Origin of the sequence: Marinihelvus fidelis, assembly GCF_008725655.1 — a bacterium.
GTDB classification, from domain to species: Bacteria; Pseudomonadota; Gammaproteobacteria; order Xanthomonadales; family SZUA-36; genus Marinihelvus; species Marinihelvus fidelis.
Window position 1 is genome coordinate 36,813 of the sequence record NZ_VYXP01000004.1, and the last position, 17,537, is coordinate 54,349.

General features: G+C 64.0%; 17 protein-coding genes. 6 read left to right on the forward strand and 11 right to left on the reverse strand.

The window, feature by feature from the left end; genetic code table 11:
* The first annotated feature begins 23 nt into the window (after nucleotides 1-23).
* A complete protein-coding gene (locus tag F3N42_RS06480; RefSeq protein WP_150863612.1) occupies nucleotides 24-1,472 on the forward strand; it encodes a bifunctional 2-methylcitrate dehydratase/aconitate hydratase in 1,449 nt (482 codons plus the stop codon).
* 12 nt (nucleotides 1,473-1,484) lie between these two features.
* Here F3N42_RS06480 and F3N42_RS06485 read toward each other — a convergent pair whose 3' ends face one another.
* The 10 genes from F3N42_RS06485 to trxA form a co-directional block, all read right to left on the reverse strand.
* Nucleotides 1,485-2,096: a glutathione S-transferase family protein gene (locus tag F3N42_RS06485; RefSeq protein WP_191621269.1), complete on the reverse strand. Its 612-nt coding sequence runs from the start codon at nucleotides 2,094-2,096 to the stop codon at nucleotides 1,485-1,487.
* Nucleotides 2,093-2,707 carry a YhgN family NAAT transporter gene (locus F3N42_RS06490; protein WP_150863614.1) on the reverse strand — a complete coding sequence of 205 codons (615 nt, stop codon included), beginning with the start codon at nucleotides 2,705-2,707 and terminating at the stop codon, nucleotides 2,093-2,095. The genes F3N42_RS06485 and F3N42_RS06490 overlap by 4 nt, the downstream gene beginning before the upstream one ends.
* Complete coding sequence (locus tag F3N42_RS06495; protein WP_150863615.1) at nucleotides 2,704-3,321, reverse strand: class I SAM-dependent methyltransferase; 618 nt, start codon at nucleotides 3,319-3,321, stop codon at nucleotides 2,704-2,706. Before F3N42_RS06495 ends, F3N42_RS06490 begins: the two co-directional genes overlap by 4 nt.
* Nucleotides 3,318-3,851 carry a GNAT family N-acetyltransferase gene (locus F3N42_RS06500; protein WP_191621270.1) on the reverse strand — a complete coding sequence of 178 codons (534 nt, stop codon included), beginning with the start codon at nucleotides 3,849-3,851 and terminating at the stop codon, nucleotides 3,318-3,320. The genes F3N42_RS06495 and F3N42_RS06500 overlap by 4 nt, the downstream gene beginning before the upstream one ends.
* A gap of 4 nt (nucleotides 3,852-3,855) precedes the next feature.
* Nucleotides 3,856-4,230 (reverse strand): SpoIIAA family protein, encoded by a 375-nt coding sequence (locus F3N42_RS06505; RefSeq protein WP_150863617.1) that lies wholly within the window; start codon nucleotides 4,228-4,230, stop codon nucleotides 3,856-3,858.
* A 63-nt stretch (nucleotides 4,231-4,293) separates the two neighbouring features.
* On the reverse strand, nucleotides 4,294-4,668 hold the full coding sequence (locus tag F3N42_RS06510; protein WP_150863618.1) for a DUF3224 domain-containing protein: 375 nt from the start codon (nucleotides 4,666-4,668) through the stop codon (nucleotides 4,294-4,296).
* A 20-nt stretch (nucleotides 4,669-4,688) separates the two neighbouring features.
* Nucleotides 4,689-5,234, reverse strand: a complete 546-nt coding sequence (locus F3N42_RS06515; protein WP_150863619.1) for a lipocalin family protein — start codon at nucleotides 5,232-5,234, stop codon at nucleotides 4,689-4,691.
* On the reverse strand, nucleotides 5,218-5,631 hold the full coding sequence (locus F3N42_RS06520; protein WP_150863620.1) for a hypothetical protein: 414 nt from the start codon (nucleotides 5,629-5,631) through the stop codon (nucleotides 5,218-5,220). The genes F3N42_RS06515 and F3N42_RS06520 overlap by 17 nt, the downstream gene beginning before the upstream one ends.
* A gap of 12 nt (nucleotides 5,632-5,643) precedes the next feature.
* Nucleotides 5,644-6,900 carry a transcription termination factor Rho gene (gene rho / locus F3N42_RS06525; RefSeq protein ID WP_150863621.1) on the reverse strand — a complete coding sequence of 419 codons (1,257 nt, stop codon included), beginning with the start codon at nucleotides 6,898-6,900 and terminating at the stop codon, nucleotides 5,644-5,646.
* Between the two features lie 327 nt (nucleotides 6,901-7,227).
* Nucleotides 7,228-7,554 (reverse strand): thioredoxin TrxA, encoded by a 327-nt coding sequence (trxA, locus tag F3N42_RS06530; protein WP_191621271.1) that lies wholly within the window; start codon nucleotides 7,552-7,554, stop codon nucleotides 7,228-7,230.
* Nucleotides 7,555-7,781: 227 nt separating this feature from the next.
* On the opposite strand from trxA, the gene F3N42_RS06535 reads away from it, so the two are divergent.
* From F3N42_RS06535 to F3N42_RS06555, 5 genes are all read left to right on the forward strand, one after another.
* Nucleotides 7,782-9,158, forward strand: coding sequence for a DEAD/DEAH box helicase (locus F3N42_RS06535; protein ID WP_150863623.1), 1,377 nt, complete (start codon nucleotides 7,782-7,784; stop codon nucleotides 9,156-9,158).
* 45 nt (nucleotides 9,159-9,203) lie between these two features.
* Nucleotides 9,204-9,878: a cell division ATP-binding protein FtsE gene (gene ftsE / locus F3N42_RS06540; RefSeq protein WP_150863624.1), complete on the forward strand. Its 675-nt coding sequence runs from the start codon at nucleotides 9,204-9,206 to the stop codon at nucleotides 9,876-9,878.
* On the forward strand, nucleotides 9,875-10,843 hold the full coding sequence (ftsX, locus tag F3N42_RS06545) for a permease-like cell division protein FtsX (RefSeq protein WP_150863625.1): 969 nt from the start codon (nucleotides 9,875-9,877) through the stop codon (nucleotides 10,841-10,843). The genes ftsE and ftsX overlap by 4 nt, the downstream gene beginning before the upstream one ends.
* Before the next feature lie 161 nt (nucleotides 10,844-11,004).
* Nucleotides 11,005-11,865, forward strand: coding sequence for an RNA polymerase sigma factor RpoH (rpoH, locus tag F3N42_RS06550; protein WP_150863626.1), 861 nt, complete (start codon nucleotides 11,005-11,007; stop codon nucleotides 11,863-11,865).
* A gap of 72 nt (nucleotides 11,866-11,937) precedes the next feature.
* Nucleotides 11,938-14,496: a bifunctional aspartate kinase/diaminopimelate decarboxylase gene (locus F3N42_RS06555; protein WP_191621272.1), complete on the forward strand. Its 2,559-nt coding sequence runs from the start codon at nucleotides 11,938-11,940 to the stop codon at nucleotides 14,494-14,496.
* A gap of 75 nt (nucleotides 14,497-14,571) precedes the next feature.
* On the opposite strand, the gene gcvP is transcribed toward F3N42_RS06555, so the two are convergent.
* Nucleotides 14,572-17,499 (reverse strand): aminomethyl-transferring glycine dehydrogenase, encoded by a 2,928-nt coding sequence (gcvP, locus tag F3N42_RS06560; RefSeq protein WP_224784777.1) that lies wholly within the window; start codon nucleotides 17,497-17,499, stop codon nucleotides 14,572-14,574.
* Nucleotides 17,500-17,537 lie beyond the last annotated feature (38 nt).

Consider the following 17,537-nt stretch of genomic DNA (forward strand, 5'->3'; position numbering starts at 1 on the left):
ACGTATCCAAGGAACCACGCACCATGAGCCAAGTCGGCATCCGTACCGCTAACCGCCCTGACTTTGACACTGTTCTCGCCGATATGGCGGACTACGTCTGCAGCTACGAGATTGAAAGTGACGAGGCCTATTCCACGGCCCGCTATTGCCTGATCGACAGCCTGGCCTGCGCCATGCTGGCGCTGGATTTCCCGGACTGCGTGCGCCTGCTGGGCCCGCTGGTGCCGGGCGGCGAACTGGCCAACGGCGCGAAAGTGCCGGGCACCACGCACCAGCTGGACCCGGTGCAGGCGGCCTTCAACCTGGGCACGCTGGTGCGCTACCTCGATTTCAACGACACCTGGCTGGCGGCCGAGTGGGGGCACCCCTCAGACAACCTGGGCGCGATTCTTTCAGTGGCCGATTACCTGTCACGCCAGCGCGTGGCCGAGGGTGGTGAAGCCCTGACTATCCGTGACGTGCTGATCGCCATGGTCAAGGCGCACGAAATCCAGGGCGTGATGGCGCTGGAGAACAGCTTTAACCGTGTCGGCCTGGATCACGTCCTGCTGGTGCGCGTGGCCTCAACGGCCGTAGTGGCGCGTATGCTGGATTGTGACCGCGACCAGGTGCTGAATGCGCTGTCCAACGCCTTTATCGACGGCGGTGCGCTGCGTACCTACCGGCATGCGCCCAATACCGGCTCACGCAAGAGCTGGGCCGCCGGCGACGCCTGCCGCCGCGCCGTGACCCTGGCGCTGCTGGCGAAGCAGGGCGAGATGGGCTACCCCTCGGCGCTGAGTGCCGATGTCTGGGGCTTCTACGACGTGCTGTTCGGTGGCCAGCCGTTCACTTTCCAGCGCCCTTACGGCAGCTACGTGATGGAAAACGTGCTGTTCAAGATTTCCTTTCCGGCGGAGTTTCACGCCCAGACGGCGGTGGAGTGCGCCCTGACGCTGCACCCGCAGGTGAAAGACCGCATCGATGAAATCGACCGTATCGTCATCGAGACCCAGGAAGCGGGCGTGCGCATCATCGACAAGACCGGTCCGCTGGACAACTATGCCGATCGTGACCACTGCATCCAGTACATGGTGGCGGTGCCGTTGATCTTTGGCGAGTTGACCGCGCGAAGCTACGAAGACGGGGTCGCCGCCGACCCGCGCATCGACGCCTTGCGTGACAGGATGGAGGTGCGCGAGAACGAGGCCTTCACGACGGACTATTTCGACCCCGAAAAACGTGGCATCGGCAACGCCATCCAGGTGTTCTTCACCGATGGTTCTTCAACCGACCGCGTGCAGGTCGACTACCCAATCGGTCACCGCCGCCGGCGTGACGAAGGTATCCCGGTGCTGGTGCGGAAGTTCGAAAAAGCGGTTTCGGAGCGGTTCGAGCCAGCCCAGGCCGAAACCATCATTGCCGCCTGTCGTGACCCCCAGGCACTGGACGCGATGTCCGTGCCTGACTTCGTCGATCTATGGGTCGCCTGAGGCGCAGCGCGCTCAGGCGTCTTCCGGAATCCGGGTAGTGGCCAGCGAGGGACGCTGGCCATAATCCGCGGCCAGGCGGTTCAGTCTGGAGTAAGCGCTGACATCGTGAACGGAGCGCCGCTCCAGCCAGGCCAGGGCGCAGCACACCAGCGCTTCCGGCGGGCCGAAAGACGGCCCCAGCACCGGGGTAGCTTCCAGCCACGACAGGCCGCTGTCGATGCGTTCTCTTGAACGGCCCATGTAGCCCGAATCCATGTCCGTGTCCGGGTGACGCATGCGGATGAGGAAGCGCAGCACGCCGGACTCCAGGATGCCGTAGGCCGTGGTCAAGGCGTTGATCCGGTCGAAGTTCTCACGGAAGCCGCGTGCGAATTCAGCATCGGCATACCCAGGCCGCGACAGCAACCAGTCGACGATCACCCGTGAGTCGAACAGGGTGCCATCGCCGGTTTCCAGCACCGGCACCTTCATCAACGGGTTGGCCTGGTTGATTCGCTCGTGCTGCTCGGCGGTCAGTTTCGCGAACGGCGCCGTGGTTTCGAACGTGTACGTCATGCCCAGCTCGGCGAGTGCCACGCGCACGAAGCGGACGTAGGGGCTGGCCTCGGAGCCGATCAGCTTCACGCGCCGGCACCCAGGCTGAGCACGAATCCGCGTATGCCGTTCAGCAGCATCTGCGTCGACAGGATCACCAGGATCATGCCCATCAGGCGCTCCAGCGCGCGCGAGCCGCGGTGGCCGATCAACGCCATGACCTTGGGTGAACCCACCAGCAGCACCGTCGAGGCTGCCCAGGCCATCAGTAGCGCGACGATCCACTCATGCAACAGCTCCGGACGGCTGGAACTGTGCAGCATCAGCAGGGCGATGGTGGAAGGGCCGGCGACCAGTGGCACGGCCAGCGGCACGATAAAGGGGTCCTCGGCCTCGTCCGGGTCGCCCGGCTCGCCTGCCTTCGCGGGAAAGATCATCCGCAGCGAGATGATGAACAGCAACAGGCCGCCGGCGATGCTCAGTGACGACTGGCTCAGCCCCAGGAACTTCATGACCGCGGTACCGGCCAGCAGGAAACCGAGCAGGATGACCAGCGCAAACACCAGTTCGCGCGCGACCACCCGGGCTCGCCGTCGCGGGTCCATGTTCGAGAGAATGCTGTTGAAAATCGGCACGTTGCCCAGCGGGTCCATGACCAGGAACAGCGTGGCGGCGGCGGAGAGTGTTTCGGGCCAGTTCATGGGTTCGGCATTTTCTGCGCGATGATGTAAATGTGCAACTCCGGGTGATGGTCATACTCCAGGTGACGAAGCACACACCCCGACTGCCCGACGATGTGCAACAGGGCAGGGATGCCGGGGGTGGCATGGTACATGGGTACCCCCATGGCCTGGTCGACGCGCTCCTCGGCATGGTCCAGGCCGCCGCTGCTGAAGATGCAGACCCCATCCGGGTTCAGTGCGCCCAACATCTGTTCGAGAACACCTGGCTGCTGAACAAGGGGGACATGCCAGAAGCTGTCCCAGGCCGTGATGAAATTGTACGTTTGCGCGAACGGCCATTCGGTCATGTCCGCGTGGTGAAAGATGACATCCGGGTGCCGGTTGCGTGCGAGATCGAGCATGCGCTCAGAAAGGTCGAGGCCCTCAACCTTCAAGCCGTTGGCCAGCATGACGTTGATCAAGCGGCCGCCGGCGCCACAGCCGAGATCAAGGGCCGTGCCATGCGGGGTGTCGCCAGGCAGGAAGGCCAGGGCACGCCGGTGGGCGGCTACACCGTTTTCCTCGTTAAACTCCGGGCTGACCCATTGCCCGGCGATCTGGTTGTAGCTGGCGGAGACGTCGGCGGGGTTCATGCACGATCACATATTAGCGAATATAAATACAGGTATTCATTTTCTGGTGTGTGGAACTTTTGGTCCCGTAACTCGAAGCCCAATTTTCCCAGGAGCTGCTGGGAGGCAGTGTTTTGCAGTGTGGTGACGGCAACCAGATGGTCCAGGTCGAATCGCTCCCAGGCGAGGGTGACCGCGGCCCGCGAGGCTTCAATCGCAAAACCCCGTCGATGGAACCGGGATAGTATTGCAAAACCCAGGTCGGGGCAGGGTAACCAGTCCCGGTTGACCAGGCCGCATAAGCCTATGGCCATGTGGTCTTCAAGATTTTCAACGACATACATGCCATACCCATCGCTTGAGTAGGCGCTGCGCATCCGGGTCTCGATGTAGTCCGCCGCCTGGGCCAGGTTGTTCACGCCGCGGTCGCCGATATGCCGAAGCCAATCCGGCTGATTGACCAGTTCAAGGATGAAGGCGGCATCTTGCCGGGTGATTTCACGCAGGCGCAGGCGCGGCGTTGTCGCGACGATGTCCGGCCCGGCGGTCACGCCGTCAGCCGATTGGACTGTCGAGCCACTGTTCTGCCTCGGTCCGCTGCTCACGTGAAAAGGCCTTGATCTCGAGCCCGGGTATGAGCAAGCCTTCGATTTCACTGGCGGCTTTGAGCCAGCCGGCATCGGCCAGGACGGCGGCGCGCCGGAACTGGCGGATGAAGCGGAACATCCTGGGCATCTGTGAAAACTCGACCCGCAGGGCGCCGAAAGTGGGCAGGGCATAGCTGGCGACATCAAACAGCATGCGCCCGTTCTGGATGCCCGCAGACTTGTCCACCAGTGCGTCCAGCGCGACCCGCATCGCTTCGCTGTCCATTTTTCCACCCAGTTCAATATCCAGGCGGTTGGGACTGACACGTTCGACCTTGAGCATGGCAAAGACTCCATTGCGGGCAGGGGTCACCGATTATACGGCGGCCAGCCGGTGGTGCGAGGGTCAGAGCGTGTAGTCGAAAGTGTAGTGGTGCTCGCCGCCGGCCTGGCTGATGTCCATGCGGCCACTGATGCCTTCGAGTGCGCCTGTCCCGGTGCCGTCGATGACATGGATATCCAGTTCACGGCGATCGGCCGACATGACGCCGCGGTGGGCGAGGAGGAACCCGCCTTCGCGTCCATCGACGCTGCCTTCGAAGGTCTCAATGGCAAAGTAGATGGCCACGCCACCCTCGACCTGGTGGCTGATCATCTGGCCATTGGCGGTGCCCTCGATCGCGCCACTGTAGCGCTTGCGAATGATCATGCGACCGGCGGGGGCTTCCGGGTCGGGTTGGGGTTCCAGTGAAACGTCGAACGGTCCGGTTACTTCGGGCATGGTTTCAATCTCCGTTGGGTTCAGGGGTGTTTGACCATGATCAGCGCCGATGAATCGAAGCCCAGGGCCTGCGCACGCGTGGTAAAGCGCTCCAGCACACCGGCGTCCACCCGCGGTTCGCGCGCCAGCAGCCACAGATAGTCGTAGTCGGGGCCCGAGACGAAGGCGTACTCATAATCAGGGCCGAGTTCGAAGATGACGTAACTGCCGTAGAACGGTCCAAAGAACGACACCTTCAGGTAGCCGGTACCGGGGTCGTCAACAAAGTAGGCCTTGCCTTCGGCCTCTTTCCATTGGCCCGTTTCGGGGTTGAAGCCCCTGTTGACCACCTGGACGCCACCCTCTTCGCCCAGGGTGTATTGGGCGGTCACGCGTTCAAGTCCGCGCTCGAAGGCGTGGTCGAGCCGGGCGATTTCGTACCACTGGCCCAGGTAGCGATCGAGTTCGAAATCGCCAACGGGTTCAACGTCGTCGGGCATGCCCAGGCAGCCCGACAACGTGAGCATGGCGGTCATCAGGAGCAGGTGGTAAAGGCGTCGGCTGGCCTGTTTAACGGGATGGGGCATAGATGGGCCTCTCAATGGGACGGTCGACAGGTGCCTGGTACATCGCCAGTGTATGGGCACCGGTCAAAAGCACGGCTACAAAAACGCAGGCGGTGACCTGCAGGAAGCGGCGCTTGCCCAGCCCATTGGCTGCATTTTGTTGCAGGAACAGCAGCGCGAGTGGCACCAGGCTGGCGGCCAGCAGTACGTAGGCCCAGTCGGACACCCACAGCAGCAGGCGGGTCACGAGCGGGATCTCGTCGATGATATTGCTGAACAGGGCGCGGAACAGGCCGCCCGTGTAGTGCATGTTCCGGTACAGGTAAGCCGTGAACACCGTCATGGCGGTGGCCACGACCAGGGTCCAACCATTGACGTCACCCGGGGGTGGTCGATTGCTGGCCTGGCCGGTGTCCACGGCTGCGCCGGATCAGCGCTTCATAAAGTTGAAGAACTCTTCGTTGGTCTTGGTGGCTTTCAGCTTGTCGAGCATGAACTCGACTGCCTGGATTTCGTCCATCGGGTGCAGCAGCTTGCGCAGGATCCAGACCTTCTGCAGCAGGGCCTGGTCGATCATCATCTCCTCGCGGCGGGTGCCTGACTTGTTGATGTCGATGGCCGGGTAGACGCGCTTCTCTGCAATGCGGCGGTTCAGGTGCACTTCCATGTTGCCGGTACCCTTGAACTCTTCGTAGATCACCTCGTCCATTTTCGAGCCGGTGTCGACCAGCGCGGTGGCGATGATGGTCAGGGAGCCGCCCTCGGTGACGTTACGCGCGGCACCAAAGAAACGCTTCGGGCGCTGCAGGGCGTTGGCGTCAACACCACCAGTCAGGACCTTGCCGGACGACGGCGCCACGGTGTTATACGCGCGCGCCAGGCGGGTGATGGAGTCAAGCAGGATCACCACGTCGTTCTTGTGCTCGACCAGGCGCTTGGCGCGCTCGATCACCATTTCCGCGACCTGCACGTGGCGGCTGGCCGGCTCGTCGAAGGTCGAGGAGATCACCTCGGCATCGACGGAGCGCTGCATTTCGGTCACTTCCTCGGGGCGCTCGTCGATGAGCAGGATGATCATCTTGGCCTCGGGGTGGTTGGCGCGAATGCTGGTGGCGATGTTCTGCAGCATGATTGTCTTACCGGCCTTCGGCGGGCTGACCACCAGGCCGCGCTGGCCGAAGCCGATGGGCGACACCAGGTCGATGATGCGCGCCGTGATGTCCTCGGTGCTGCCGTTGCCACGCTCCAGCGTGGCCTGCTTGGTCGGGAATTCCGGCGTCAGGTTCTCGAACAGGATCTTGCTCTTGGCCGCGTTCGGGTTCTCGTAGTTGAGTTCCTCGACCTTCAGCAGCGCAAAGTAGCGCTCACTGTCCTTCGGCGGCCGGATCTTGCCGGCCAGCATGTCGCCGGTACGCAGGTTGAAGCGGCGGATCTGGCTGGGCGACACGTAGATGTCGTCCGGGCCGGCCAGGTAGGACGAGTCGGCCGAGCGCAGGAAGCCGAAACCGTCCTGGAGAATCTCCAGCACGCCCTGGCCATAAATGGATTCGCCGCTCTTGGCGTGTGCCTTCAGGATGCCAAAGATGACGTCCTGCTTGCGGGAGCGGGCGACGCCTTCGAGGTTCATCTCGTTGGCGATATCCAGCAGTTCTTTAATTGGTTTTTGTTTGAGGTCAGTCAGGTTCATAAGACGGTATTCAGGCGTGATGAGGGCGGGGTGCCCTGGTGAGGAATCTGGGTTCAGTTCGTTATCGTTTAGGTTGTGCGAGAACGCAATTCGGGCAGCGGTGGTCCGTCGTTTTTATCGGTTTCCGTGGCGTTTCATAACGTCCATCCGGCCGTCGGGGCGGCACTGGAAGTTCGTCGGGTTGGCTCTGGAGGGGTGGAACACCCGCTGCGGATGCTCGTTAAGCTAGCACGATAATTGGCCAGCGTCCAGTTTGGTCGGGCGATGGGGAATCGGGGCGGCCCGGGCCACCGCGCCCAGGGGCGGGCGCGGCGGCCGGGTCGGGAATCAGACGTGCTGGGCGATGAAGTTTTTCAGGTCGCCCTTGGTGGCGCCGCCAACCTTGGTGCCCTGGACGTTGCCGCCCTGGAAAACCATCAGCGTCGGGATGCCACGGACGCTGAAGGTCTGCGGCGTCTTGGGGCTGGAATCGACGTCCATCTTGGCGATGGTGATCTGGCCGTCAAACTCTTCGGCGAGTTCGTCCAGCGCCGGGGCGATCATGCGGCAGGGGCCGCACCATTCGGCCCAGAAATCGACCAGCACGGGGCCGTCGGCATTCAGGACCTTGTCTGCGAAGTCTTCGTCGGTGACGTGGATGATGTTCTGGCTCAAAATTATTCTCCTGGTTGCTGTGCGGCCCCGACTGGTACGGGGGCGGCAGCGCGGTTAAGATGCCGTTCGGGACCCGGACTTACTTTAACTCAGGCTTCCGTCGGGCGTCGCCCGCCGCCGGGTCATCAAAATTCGTTGGAACTGCCAGACCATTTGAAGGCATCCGCCGCGATTTTCAAGCCCTGACCGATCCAAGAGCTTCCCGCCCGCGGGAACGAGAGAAACACATGTCCAAGCAAGACCACGGCAGCCCACTCAGTGATGTCGCCTTCGCCAGCCTCGAACTCGAGCCCAGCGTCATGGCCGGCGTCAAGGATGCCGGTTTTACCCATTGCACGCCAATCCAGGCACTGACGCTGCCGCCCGCGCTGGAAGGCCGTGATGTGGCCGGCCAGGCCCAGACCGGCACCGGCAAGACGGCGGCCTTTTTGCTGGTGGCGTTCAACCGCCTGGCGAAGACCCGGGGCCAGGGCGAACAGGCCCGTCATCCCGGCGCGGTCATCATCGCGCCGACGCGCGAACTGGCGCTGCAGATTCACAAGGACGCGGAAACCCTGGGTGGCCACACCGGCCTCAAGCTGGCGCTGGCCTATGGCGGTGTCGACTATGACAAGCAGCGCAAGGCGCTGGAAGAGGGCTGTGACATCCTGATTGGCACGCCCGGGCGCATGATCGATTACTTCAAACAGAAGGTGTACGCGCTTGACCAGGTGGAAGTGGCCATCCTGGACGAGGCCGACCGCATGTTCGACCTGGGTTTCATCAAGGATATCCGCTACATGCTCCGGCGCATGCCCGAAGTTACGCAGCGCCAGAGCCTGATGTTCTCGGCAACCCTGGCGCAGCGGGTCATGGAACTCGCCTACGAGCACATGAACGATCCCGTGACGCTGAAGGTCGAGGCCGACAATGTCACCGCCGATAACGTCAAGCAGTCGGTGTTCTATCCGGCCAACGAGGAAAAGCTGCCACTGCTGATCCAGTTGCTGCGGGACGCCGACAACGGCCGCACGATGGTCTTTACCAACACCCGCCAGGGCGCCGACGACATCGGTCGCACCCTTAATGCCAACGGCCTTCCGGCCGCGGTGATTTCCGGTCGCGTGCACCAGAAAAAGCGCCAGTCACTGTTGCGCCGCTTCCATGACGGCGATATTCGCATCCTGGTGGCGACTGACGTGGCCGCGCGTGGCCTGCATATTCCCGACGTGACCCATGTCTTCAATTTCGACCTGCCGCAGGACCCGGAGGATTACGTGCACCGGGTGGGCCGCACCGCGCGGCTGGGCGCCAAGGGTGAGGCCATCAGCTTTGCCTGCGAGGATTTCGCGTTCGGACTGCCGGATATCGAGTCCTACATCGGCTATGCCATCCCGATGGAGAGCGTCGACCCCGGCAACCTGCCCGAGATCGAGAAGCCGCCGCGTCCACCGCGCAAGCGCAGTGGGCCGGGTGGCCAGCGTCGCCATGGGGGTGGGGGCCGTCGCGGCGGTGGCCGCAGTTCGGACGCCCCGGCGTCGCAGTCAGCTTCGGGTGCCGAGGGCGACAAGCCGAAGCGCCGGCGCCGCCGGCGGCGCAAGCCGGCCACGACCGAAGGCGCGTGAACCGGGCCTTGTCGTTGACCTGAGCACGGGAACGGAGGCCCGGCCATGATTCGCTTCGAGCGCGTCAGCAAGCGCTATCCCAACGGCAACCAGGCCCTGTCCGAGCTCAGCTTTGAGCTGGCCGACGGTGAGTTCTGCTTCCTGACGGGACATTCCGGCGCGGGCAAGAGCACCCTGCTCAGGCTGGTGATGATGCTGGAGCGGGCCAGCCGCGGTACTGTCGAGGTCGCCGGCCGCGACCTGGGGCGGACCCATGACCGCATGGCGCCGCGCGTCCGCCAGGGCATCGGCATGATCTTCCAGGACCACAAACTCCTCAACGACAAGACCGTGTTCGACAACGTCGCCCTGCCGTTGCTGATCGCAGGGTTTCGTTACGCCGACATCGGCAAGAAGGTCAGGGCGGCCCTGAAGAAGGTCGGCCTGGCCGATCAGGAACAGGCCTGGCCGTTGTCCCTGTCCGGCGGTGAACAGCAGCGGGTAGGCGTGGCCCGGGCCATCGTCGGCATGCCACCGCTGCTGCTGGCCGATGAACCCACCGGTAATCTTGACCCGGAACTGTCCTGGGAACTCTTTGGGTTGTTCCGCGAGCTCAACCAGCGCGGCATGACCGTGCTGATCGCCAGCCACGACCTGCACCTGGTCAGGCGTATGGGAGAGCGGGTGCTGGTGCTGTCGGACGGGCGCCTGGTCGACGACCTGGTGCCGGCAGCGTCATGAGCGGGGGTGCGGGCATGCGCCAGCGGCTGAGATCCTGGGCCCGGCGCCACAGTTACAGTTTCTTCTCAAGCCTGGGCCAGTTGATGTCGCACCGGCTGGGAACGCTGATGACGGTGCTGGTGATCGGCATCGCCATGCTGCTGCCACTGGGCCTGCACGTGACCCTTGCGAATTTCGACCGCGTCGACCTGAACGAGGACGACTGGGGTGCATTGACCGTGTTCATGGCTGACGGTGTGGATGCCGGTACCGTCGATGCGCTTGCGGACATGCTGGGTGAGAGGGACGACGTGGCGGCCGTGAATGCCATATCGCCGGAGCAGGGCCTGGAGGAATTCCAGGCCGCATCGGGGTTTGGTGACGCGCTGGACCTGCTGGAGAGCAATCCGCTGCCGTGGGTGCTGAGTGTCACACCGGTGGCGGCGGCGGGCGAGGATTTCGAGGCTGGTGCCGAGCGCCTGTCCGCGTTTATCAGCGCCCAGGCGGGGGTCGAGTCGGTCAGTTTTGACCTGAAGTGGCTGCAGCGGTTTGGCCGTCTGCTGGACCTTGGCCAGGCCGCGGTGACCGTGCTGGTGCTGCTGTTCGCGCTGGCGGTGATTATGGTCGTCGCCAATACCATCCGCCTGGATGTTGCCGCCCGTACCGACGAGATCGAGATCATGGCGCTGGTTGGCGCGACGCCGGGCTTCATACGCCAGCCGTTCCTCTATGCCGGGTTCTGGTACGGCCTGCTCGGCGGGGTGGTTGCACTGGTGCTGGTCAACGGCGCGCTGATTTACCTCGAAGGCCCGCTGGACCGGCTGATGGCCAGTTACGGACAGGATTCCAATCTTCGCGGCCTGGGAGGCACGCAGACCCTGCTGGTGCTCCTGGGGGGCGCTGCGCTGGGCTGGTCTGGTGCCGCGATGGCGGTACAGAAGCACCTGCGAACACTGCGGGTGGGCGGCACCCTGGGTCGCCGCTGAGGGGCCAAAAAATATCAAATTTCGGGCGGAACCCATGGCGATTTGCATTGTCAGACTGTACAGTCTGTTAATTCGTCATATTCCAGCGTTACACTCAGGGTCCGGAGGGATTTCCGGGACTTAAAGCTGGTATACTGACCCGCTTGAATTGAGGAGTTTCAATGAGCAAAGCACTGGTACCCAGCCATTTGCTGGCGCCTGCCGGCACAGGCAACCTGGATGCGTACATCCAGGAGGTCTACAAGATCCCGGTCCTGACGCTGGACGAGGAGCAGGAGCTGGCCACGCGCTACCGTGACGAGAACGACCTTGAAGCGGCCCGTCGCCTGGTCCTGGCACACCTGCGTTTCGTGGTTCACGTGGCCAAGGGCTACACCGGCTACGGCCTGAACCTGGGCGACCTGATCCAGGAAGGCAACATCGGCCTGATGAAGGCCGTCAAGCGTTTCGACCCCGAGCGGGAAGTGCGCCTGGTGTCCTTTGCCGTGCACTGGATCCGTGCCGAGATGCACGAGTTCATCCTGCGTAACTGGCGTATCGTCAAGGTCGCGACCACCAAGGCCCAGCGCAAGCTGTTCTTCAACCTGCGCAAGTCCAAGAAGCGCCTGGGCTGGCTGAACATGAACGAAGTCGAGGCCGTGGCCAAGGACCTGGGGGTCAAGCCCGAGGTGGTCATGGAGATGGAATCCCGCCTGTCCGGGCAGGATGTCGGTTTCGACCTGACGGCGGCCGACGACGAAGACCGTCCGCAGGTGGCCCCGGCGGCCTACCTGGAGACCAGCGAGCGCAACCCGGAAGATACCCTGGAAGCGGCCGACCTGGAGTCCCACCAGCATGGCCTGCTCTACGCCGGCCTGGGTGAGCTGGACGATCGCAGCCAGGACATCATTCGCTGCCGCTGGCTGACGGATGACAAGGCCACGCTGCAGGAACTGGCCGATCGCTACGGCGTTTCGGCCGAGCGCATCCGGCAGCTTGAAGTCAATGCGATGAATAAACTCAGGGCCAGCCTCAACGCCTGACGCGTAGCCGGCCCCGGAACACCGAACGGCCTCCCACGCGGAGGCCGTTTTTGTATGAGGAGGAGTGAGTCGATGAGCCAGGAATTGAACGGTTGGCGGGTGCTGAAGTTTGGCGGCACCAGTGTCGCTAACCCGGCCGGTTGGGATGTCATCTGCGGGCAGGTTGAAGCCGCCAGCCAGGCCGGCCAGAACGTTCTGGTGGTGCTGTCCGCACTGTCCGGCGTGACCAATGCGCTGACCGCACTGTGTGACGCCGCGGACCCGGGTGGACGCGAAGCCCTCCTGGGCGATATCGGCGACCGCCACCGCGCGCTCTGTGATGCGCTGGACGTGGCGCCGGGTGATGCCTTCAACGCCTTGATGAGCGAGCTCCGTGGGCCATTGACGGCCCGCCTTCCGCTGGACAGTGACGCGGCCCGGGCGGAACTGCTGGGTTACGGTGAGCGCCTCTCCACAACGTTGGCCATCGACATCATGGCCGCTCGGGGGCAGCAGCCCCTGTTGCAGGACGCGCGCCAGTTGCTTCGCGCCTCAGGCGAGCATGACTCACCCTTGTCGGCCAGCTGCGACGCCTCGGCCGACCCGGCCATGGCCGATCGGCTCGCGGCGCAGGGCGCCGTACACGTCACCCAGGGTTTCCTGGTGGGCGGCCCCGGTGGCGCCACCTGGTTGCTGGGGCGGGGCGGTTCCGACACCTCGGCCGCCACCCTGGCCGCGCGGCTTTCAGCCGACCCCCTGGAAATCTGGACCGACGTGCCCGGCATTTTTACCGCCGACCCGCGCCTGGTGCCGGATGCCCGCCTGTTGCTGGATTTGAGCTACGGGGAGGCCCAGGAACTGGCCTCGATGGGCGCCAAGGTGTTGCACCCGCCCAGCGTGCGGATCTGCAAGGAAGCCGGCGTGCCATTACATATTCGCGATACGACAAGGCCGGCGGTGCGCGGCACCGCGGTCGGGCCACGCTCACCGGCCACCGAGGCTGGCCTGAAAGGCATCGTGCACCGCGGCAATATCACCCTGGTGATGATGGAGAACCCGGCCATGTGGCGCCAGGTGGGTTTCCTGGCGGCCGCCTTCGGCGTGTTCCGTGACCACGGTCTTTCGATCGACCTGATTTCCACCTCGGAATCCAGCGTCACTGTCAGCCTCGACCCCGGTCGCCACGGTGCCGGCAGTCGCGAGGTGCTGGCGCAGCTGACCGAGTCGCTGTCAAAGCTTTGCACCGTGCAGGTCGTCACTGGCTGCGTGTCGGTGAGCCTGGTCGGCAACCAGATTCGCACCATCCTCGGCCGTCTTTCGGAGGCGCTGGATGTCCTGCATGACCGCAAGGTCTACATGGTCACCCAGTCCGCCAATGACCTGAACCTGACGCTGGTGGTGGAAGCGGAGAGCGCGGACCGGCTCGTGCAGCACCTGCACCAGACGCTGGTCGCGCAGGAAGCAGACACGGCGCCGGGTTTTGGTGACAGCTGGCGCGAGTTGACGGGCCCCGTCGATACCATTGACGCGCCCTGGTGGCAGCGCCGGGCCGAGGAACTGCTCGCGTTGTCACGCGAGCGTGGCCCGCTGTACGTTTACGATGTCGCCACGGTCGAGGCCGCCGCTGGCCGTCTCACGGCCCTGAACCATGTTGACCGCGTGCTCTACGCGATGAAGGCCAATAACCATCCCGAGATTCTGCGCGCGCTGCATGCCGCAGGCGTCGGCTTCGACTGTGTCTCGGTGGCCGAAATTGAGCATATTCACGCGGTCATTCCGGGGATCGACCCGGCCGAGGTCCTGTTCACGCCCAACTTTTCCGGCCAGTCCGAGTACGAGAAGGGTTTTGAGCTGGGCGCGCGCGTGACCGTCGATAACGCCTGGCCTTTGCGTCAATGGACCGAGACCTTTGCCGGCCGCGACGTCTTCCTGCGCGTCGACCTGGCCTTTGGGCATGGTCACCACAGCAAGGTGGTCACGTCAGGTGCGCGCTCGAAGTTCGGCATCGAAATGGCCCAGCTCGAATCACTGGCGGCACTGGCGCGCGAGCACGATATCCGCGTGGTGGGCCTGCACGCGCACACCGGCAGCGGTGTGCATACCGCGGATGTCTGGTCGGAGCAGCTGAAGCGTCTGCTGGCACTGCGCGAACTGTTCCCAGCGGTCAAGGTCATCGACCTGGGTGGCGGGCTTGGCGTGCCGGAGCGCCCCGGGCAGCCGGTGTTCGACCTGGCCGCGATGGATGCGGCCATCGGCACCGTGGAGGGCCGCGGCGATGTCCAGGTCTGGATCGAGCCGGGCCGCTACCTGGTCGCGGAATCCGGCGTCCTGGTGGCGCCGGTCACGCAGGTCAAGGAAAAGGGCAGCCATCGATACCTGGGGCTGGCTACCGGCATGAACTCCCTGATTCGGCCGGCGCTCTACGATGCCCACCATGAAATTATCAACCTGGATCGCCTGGGCGACCCGGCGTCATGCCGATACACGGTGGTCGGACCGATCTGCGAGTCAGGCGACATCCTCGGCGAGGCGCGTCACCTGCCGGAAAGTACGGAAGGCGACATCATGCTGATCGCCAATGCTGGCGCCTACGGCCGGACGATGTCGTCGCGTTACAACCTGCGCGAACCGGCTGCCGAAGTGGTCATCTAGCTGTGAGTAGTGAGTAGTGAGTAGTGAGTAGTGAGTNACTACTCACCACTCACTACTCACTACTCACCCAAAAAGTCAGTCTTCCTCGAAATCCAGCCACGCTTCCGGCGGCGGACAGGCGCAGACCAGATTGCGGTCGCCGTGGACGTTGTCAACGCGGCTGACCGCTGGCCAGAACTTGCCGTGCCAGAGTCCCGGGGCGGGGTAGAGTGCGGATTCGGCCGGGTAGCCGTGAGTCCATTCCGGGATGAGGTCACGGGCGTTGTGGGGGGCGTTACGCAACGCGTTGTTCTCTTGGTCGACATCGCCGCGTTCGATGGCCGCGATTTCCTCGCGGATCGCCAGCATGGCATCGCAGAAGCGGTCGATCTCGGCCAGTGATTCGCTTTCCGTGGGCTCGATCATCAGCGTTCCCGGTACCGGGAATGACATGGTCGGGGCGTGAAAACCGTAATCTATCAGTCGCTTGGCAACATCTTCTTCAGTAATTTCGCATGACTGTTTGAACGGCCGCAGGTCGATAATGCATTCGTGCGCCACGCGGCCGTTTCGGCCGGTGTAGAGCACGCCGTAGGCGCCGTCCAGGCGTTTGGCGATGTAGTTGGCATTGAGAATCGCCACCTGGGTGGCCAGGCGCATGCCCATGCGGCCCATCATCGTGATGTAGGCCCAGGAGATCGGCAGGATGCCGGCGCTGCCCCAGGGGGCCGCCGCCACGGCATGGTTGCCGGCGTGGTCGCCGCCCATGTCCACCAGCGGGTGGCCCGGCATGAACGGCGCCAGGTGTTCGCGCACGCACAACGGACCGATACCGGGTCCGCCGCCACCGTGTGGAATGCAAAAGGTCTTGTGCAGGTTCAGGTGCGATACGTCGGCGCCGAACTTGCCCGGTGCGGCCAGGCCAACCAGGGCGTTCAGGTTGGCGCCGTCCAGGTACACCTGGCCACCAAACTCGTGAACGATGTCGCAGATTTCCCGCACACGCTCTTCGTACACGCCGTGAGTGGACGGGTAGGTGATCATCAGGGCACCCAGGCGGTCGGCATGCTTGGATGCCTTCTCGCGCAGGTCGTCGACATCGACATTGCCGGCATCATCGCAGGCCACGACTACGATCTTCATACCCGCCATGGCGGCGCTGGCCGGGTTGGTGCCATGCGCCGATGACGGAATCAGGCAGATGTCACGGTCGGGTTCGCCGATGGACGCGTGGTAGGCGCGTACGGCCAGCAAGCCGGCGTACTCGCCCTGCGAGCCGGCATTCGGCTGCAGCGAGACCGCGTCGTAGCCGGTGCAGGCCACCAGCATTTCCTCGAGTTCATGAATCAGCTGCCGGTAGCCCTGAACCTGGCCGGCCGGGGCAAACGGATGGATGTCGCCGAACTCGGGCCAGGTCACCGGGATCATCTCGGTGGTGGCGTTCAGCTTCATCGTGCACGAGCCCAGCGGGATCATTGCGTGTGCCAGCGACAGGTCGCGATTCTCCAGCCGCTTCAGGTAGCGCAGCATCTCCGTTTCGGAGTGATAGCGGTTGAAGACTTCGTGCTGGAGATAATCCGACTGACGCTGCAGGCCGGCGGGAATGGCGCTGTAAGCATCGCCCAGTTTCGTGTCCAGCGCCTCCAGGTCAGGCGCGTCGCCTTCACCGATGATCGACCAGAGCGTGGCGATGTGCTCGCGCGTGGTCTTTTCCGACACGCTGATGCTGATCGCACCTTGCCCCGGCACGTGGTGCAGGTTGATGCCGGCCTGGTCGGCGGTGGAGACAATGCGTGCGGCGGCCTCGGCGCCGACGTGCAGGGTCAGGGTATCGAACCAGGCGGCCTGTTCCACGTTGACGCCCATCGCTTTCAGGCCTTCGGCCAGCAGGCAGGTCAGCCGGTGCACGCGGCTGGCGATTTTCCACAGGCCGCGTGGGCCGTGGTAGACGCCGTACATGCCGGCCATTACGGCCAGCAGGGCCTGCGCGGTGCAGATATTGCTGGTGGCCTTGTCGCGGCGGATGTGTTGCTCGCGGGTCTGCAGCGCCATGCGCAGCGCCGGGCGACCGTGACGGTCGACGGACACGCCGATGACGCGGCCGGGCATGGTGCGCTTGTAGTCGTCGCGAACCGCGTAGAAGGCCGCGTGCGGGCCGCCGAAGCCCATCGGTACGCCGAATCGCTGCGAGGAGCCGACAACGATGTCCGCGCCGGCTTCGCCCGGCGGCTGTAGCAGCACCAGGCTGAGCAGGTCGGCGGCAACGGCAACCAATGCGCCGGCTTCGTGGGCCTGCTCGATAACTGGGCCCAGTTCCCGCACTTCGCCATCCGCGCCCGGATACTGCAGCAGTACGCCGAAGCAATCACCCTTGGCCAGTTCTTCTACCGGGTCGCCGACAGCGAGTTCGAAGCCAAAATACTGGGCGCGCACACGCAGGACATCGATGGTCTGCGGCAGGCAGGCGGCGTCGACCACGAAACGGTCACTCTTCGAGCGGCGGTTGATGCGCTTGAGCTGGGCCATGGCTTCGGCGGCGGCCGTGGCTTCGTCCAGCAGCGAGGCGTTGGCCAGTTCCATGCCGGTCAGGTCGCAGACCATGTGCTGGTAGTTCAGCAGCGCTTCGAGCCGGCCCTGTGAGATTTCCGCCTGGTAGGGCGTGTAGGCCGTGTACCAGCCCGGGTTCTCCAGCACGTTTCGCAGGATCACCGTGGGTGTGATGGTCTCGTGGTAACCCAGGCCGATCATGTTGTGCCGCAACTGGTTGCGGTCGGCGATCTCGCGCAGCACCTGCAGCGTCTCGGCCTCGTTCAGCGCCCGCGGGAGGTCCAGCGGCGTATCGTCCTGGATGTCGGGCGGCAGGGTGCCGGCGGCCAGCTCATCAAGGGATGCCGCGCCCACTTTTTCGAGCATGTACTGGACATCTTCCTTGCGGGGTCCAATATGGCGGCCGATGAACTCGGCATGGGTTTCCAGGGCGTAGAGCGGCGTCTTGGCCATCGCGTCGGGGGCGTGTCGGGTCATGTTTAAGGGCCTTTCGGCAGGCGTTTTGAGGCGCGTAT

Coding starts and splice junctions, on each gene's coding strand:
- F3N42_RS06515 (WP_150863619.1), bottom strand. CDS start 5,234: ATGCCCCATCCCGTTAAACAGGCCAGCCGACGCCTTTACCACCTGCTC.
- rho (WP_150863621.1), bottom strand. CDS start 6,900: ATGAACCTGACTGACCTCAAACAAAAACCAATTAAAGAACTGCTGGAT.
- ftsX (WP_150863625.1), top strand. CDS start 9,875: ATGAGCGGGGGTGCGGGCATGCGCCAGCGGCTGAGATCCTGGGCCCGG.
- ftsE (WP_150863624.1), top strand. CDS start 9,204: ATGATTCGCTTCGAGCGCGTCAGCAAGCGCTATCCCAACGGCAACCAG.
- F3N42_RS06505 (WP_150863617.1), bottom strand. CDS start 4,230: ATGCTCAAGGTCGAACGTGTCAGTCCCAACCGCCTGGATATTGAACTG.
- F3N42_RS06480 (WP_150863612.1), top strand. CDS start 24: ATGAGCCAAGTCGGCATCCGTACCGCTAACCGCCCTGACTTTGACACT.
- F3N42_RS06510 (WP_150863618.1), bottom strand. CDS start 4,668: ATGCCCGAAGTAACCGGACCGTTCGACGTTTCACTGGAACCCCAACCC.
- gcvP (WP_224784777.1), bottom strand. CDS start 17,499: ATGACCCGACACGCCCCCGACGCGATGGCCAAGACGCCGCTCTACGCC.
- F3N42_RS06490 (WP_150863614.1), bottom strand. CDS start 2,707: ATGAACTGGCCCGAAACACTCTCCGCCGCCGCCACGCTGTTCCTGGTC.
- F3N42_RS06555 (WP_191621272.1), top strand. CDS start 11,938: ATGAGCCAGGAATTGAACGGTTGGCGGGTGCTGAAGTTTGGCGGCACC.
- rpoH (WP_150863626.1), top strand. CDS start 11,005: ATGAGCAAAGCACTGGTACCCAGCCATTTGCTGGCGCCTGCCGGCACA.
- F3N42_RS06535 (WP_150863623.1), top strand. CDS start 7,782: ATGTCCAAGCAAGACCACGGCAGCCCACTCAGTGATGTCGCCTTCGCC.
- F3N42_RS06495 (WP_150863615.1), bottom strand. CDS start 3,321: ATGAACCCCGCCGACGTCTCCGCCAGCTACAACCAGATCGCCGGGCAA.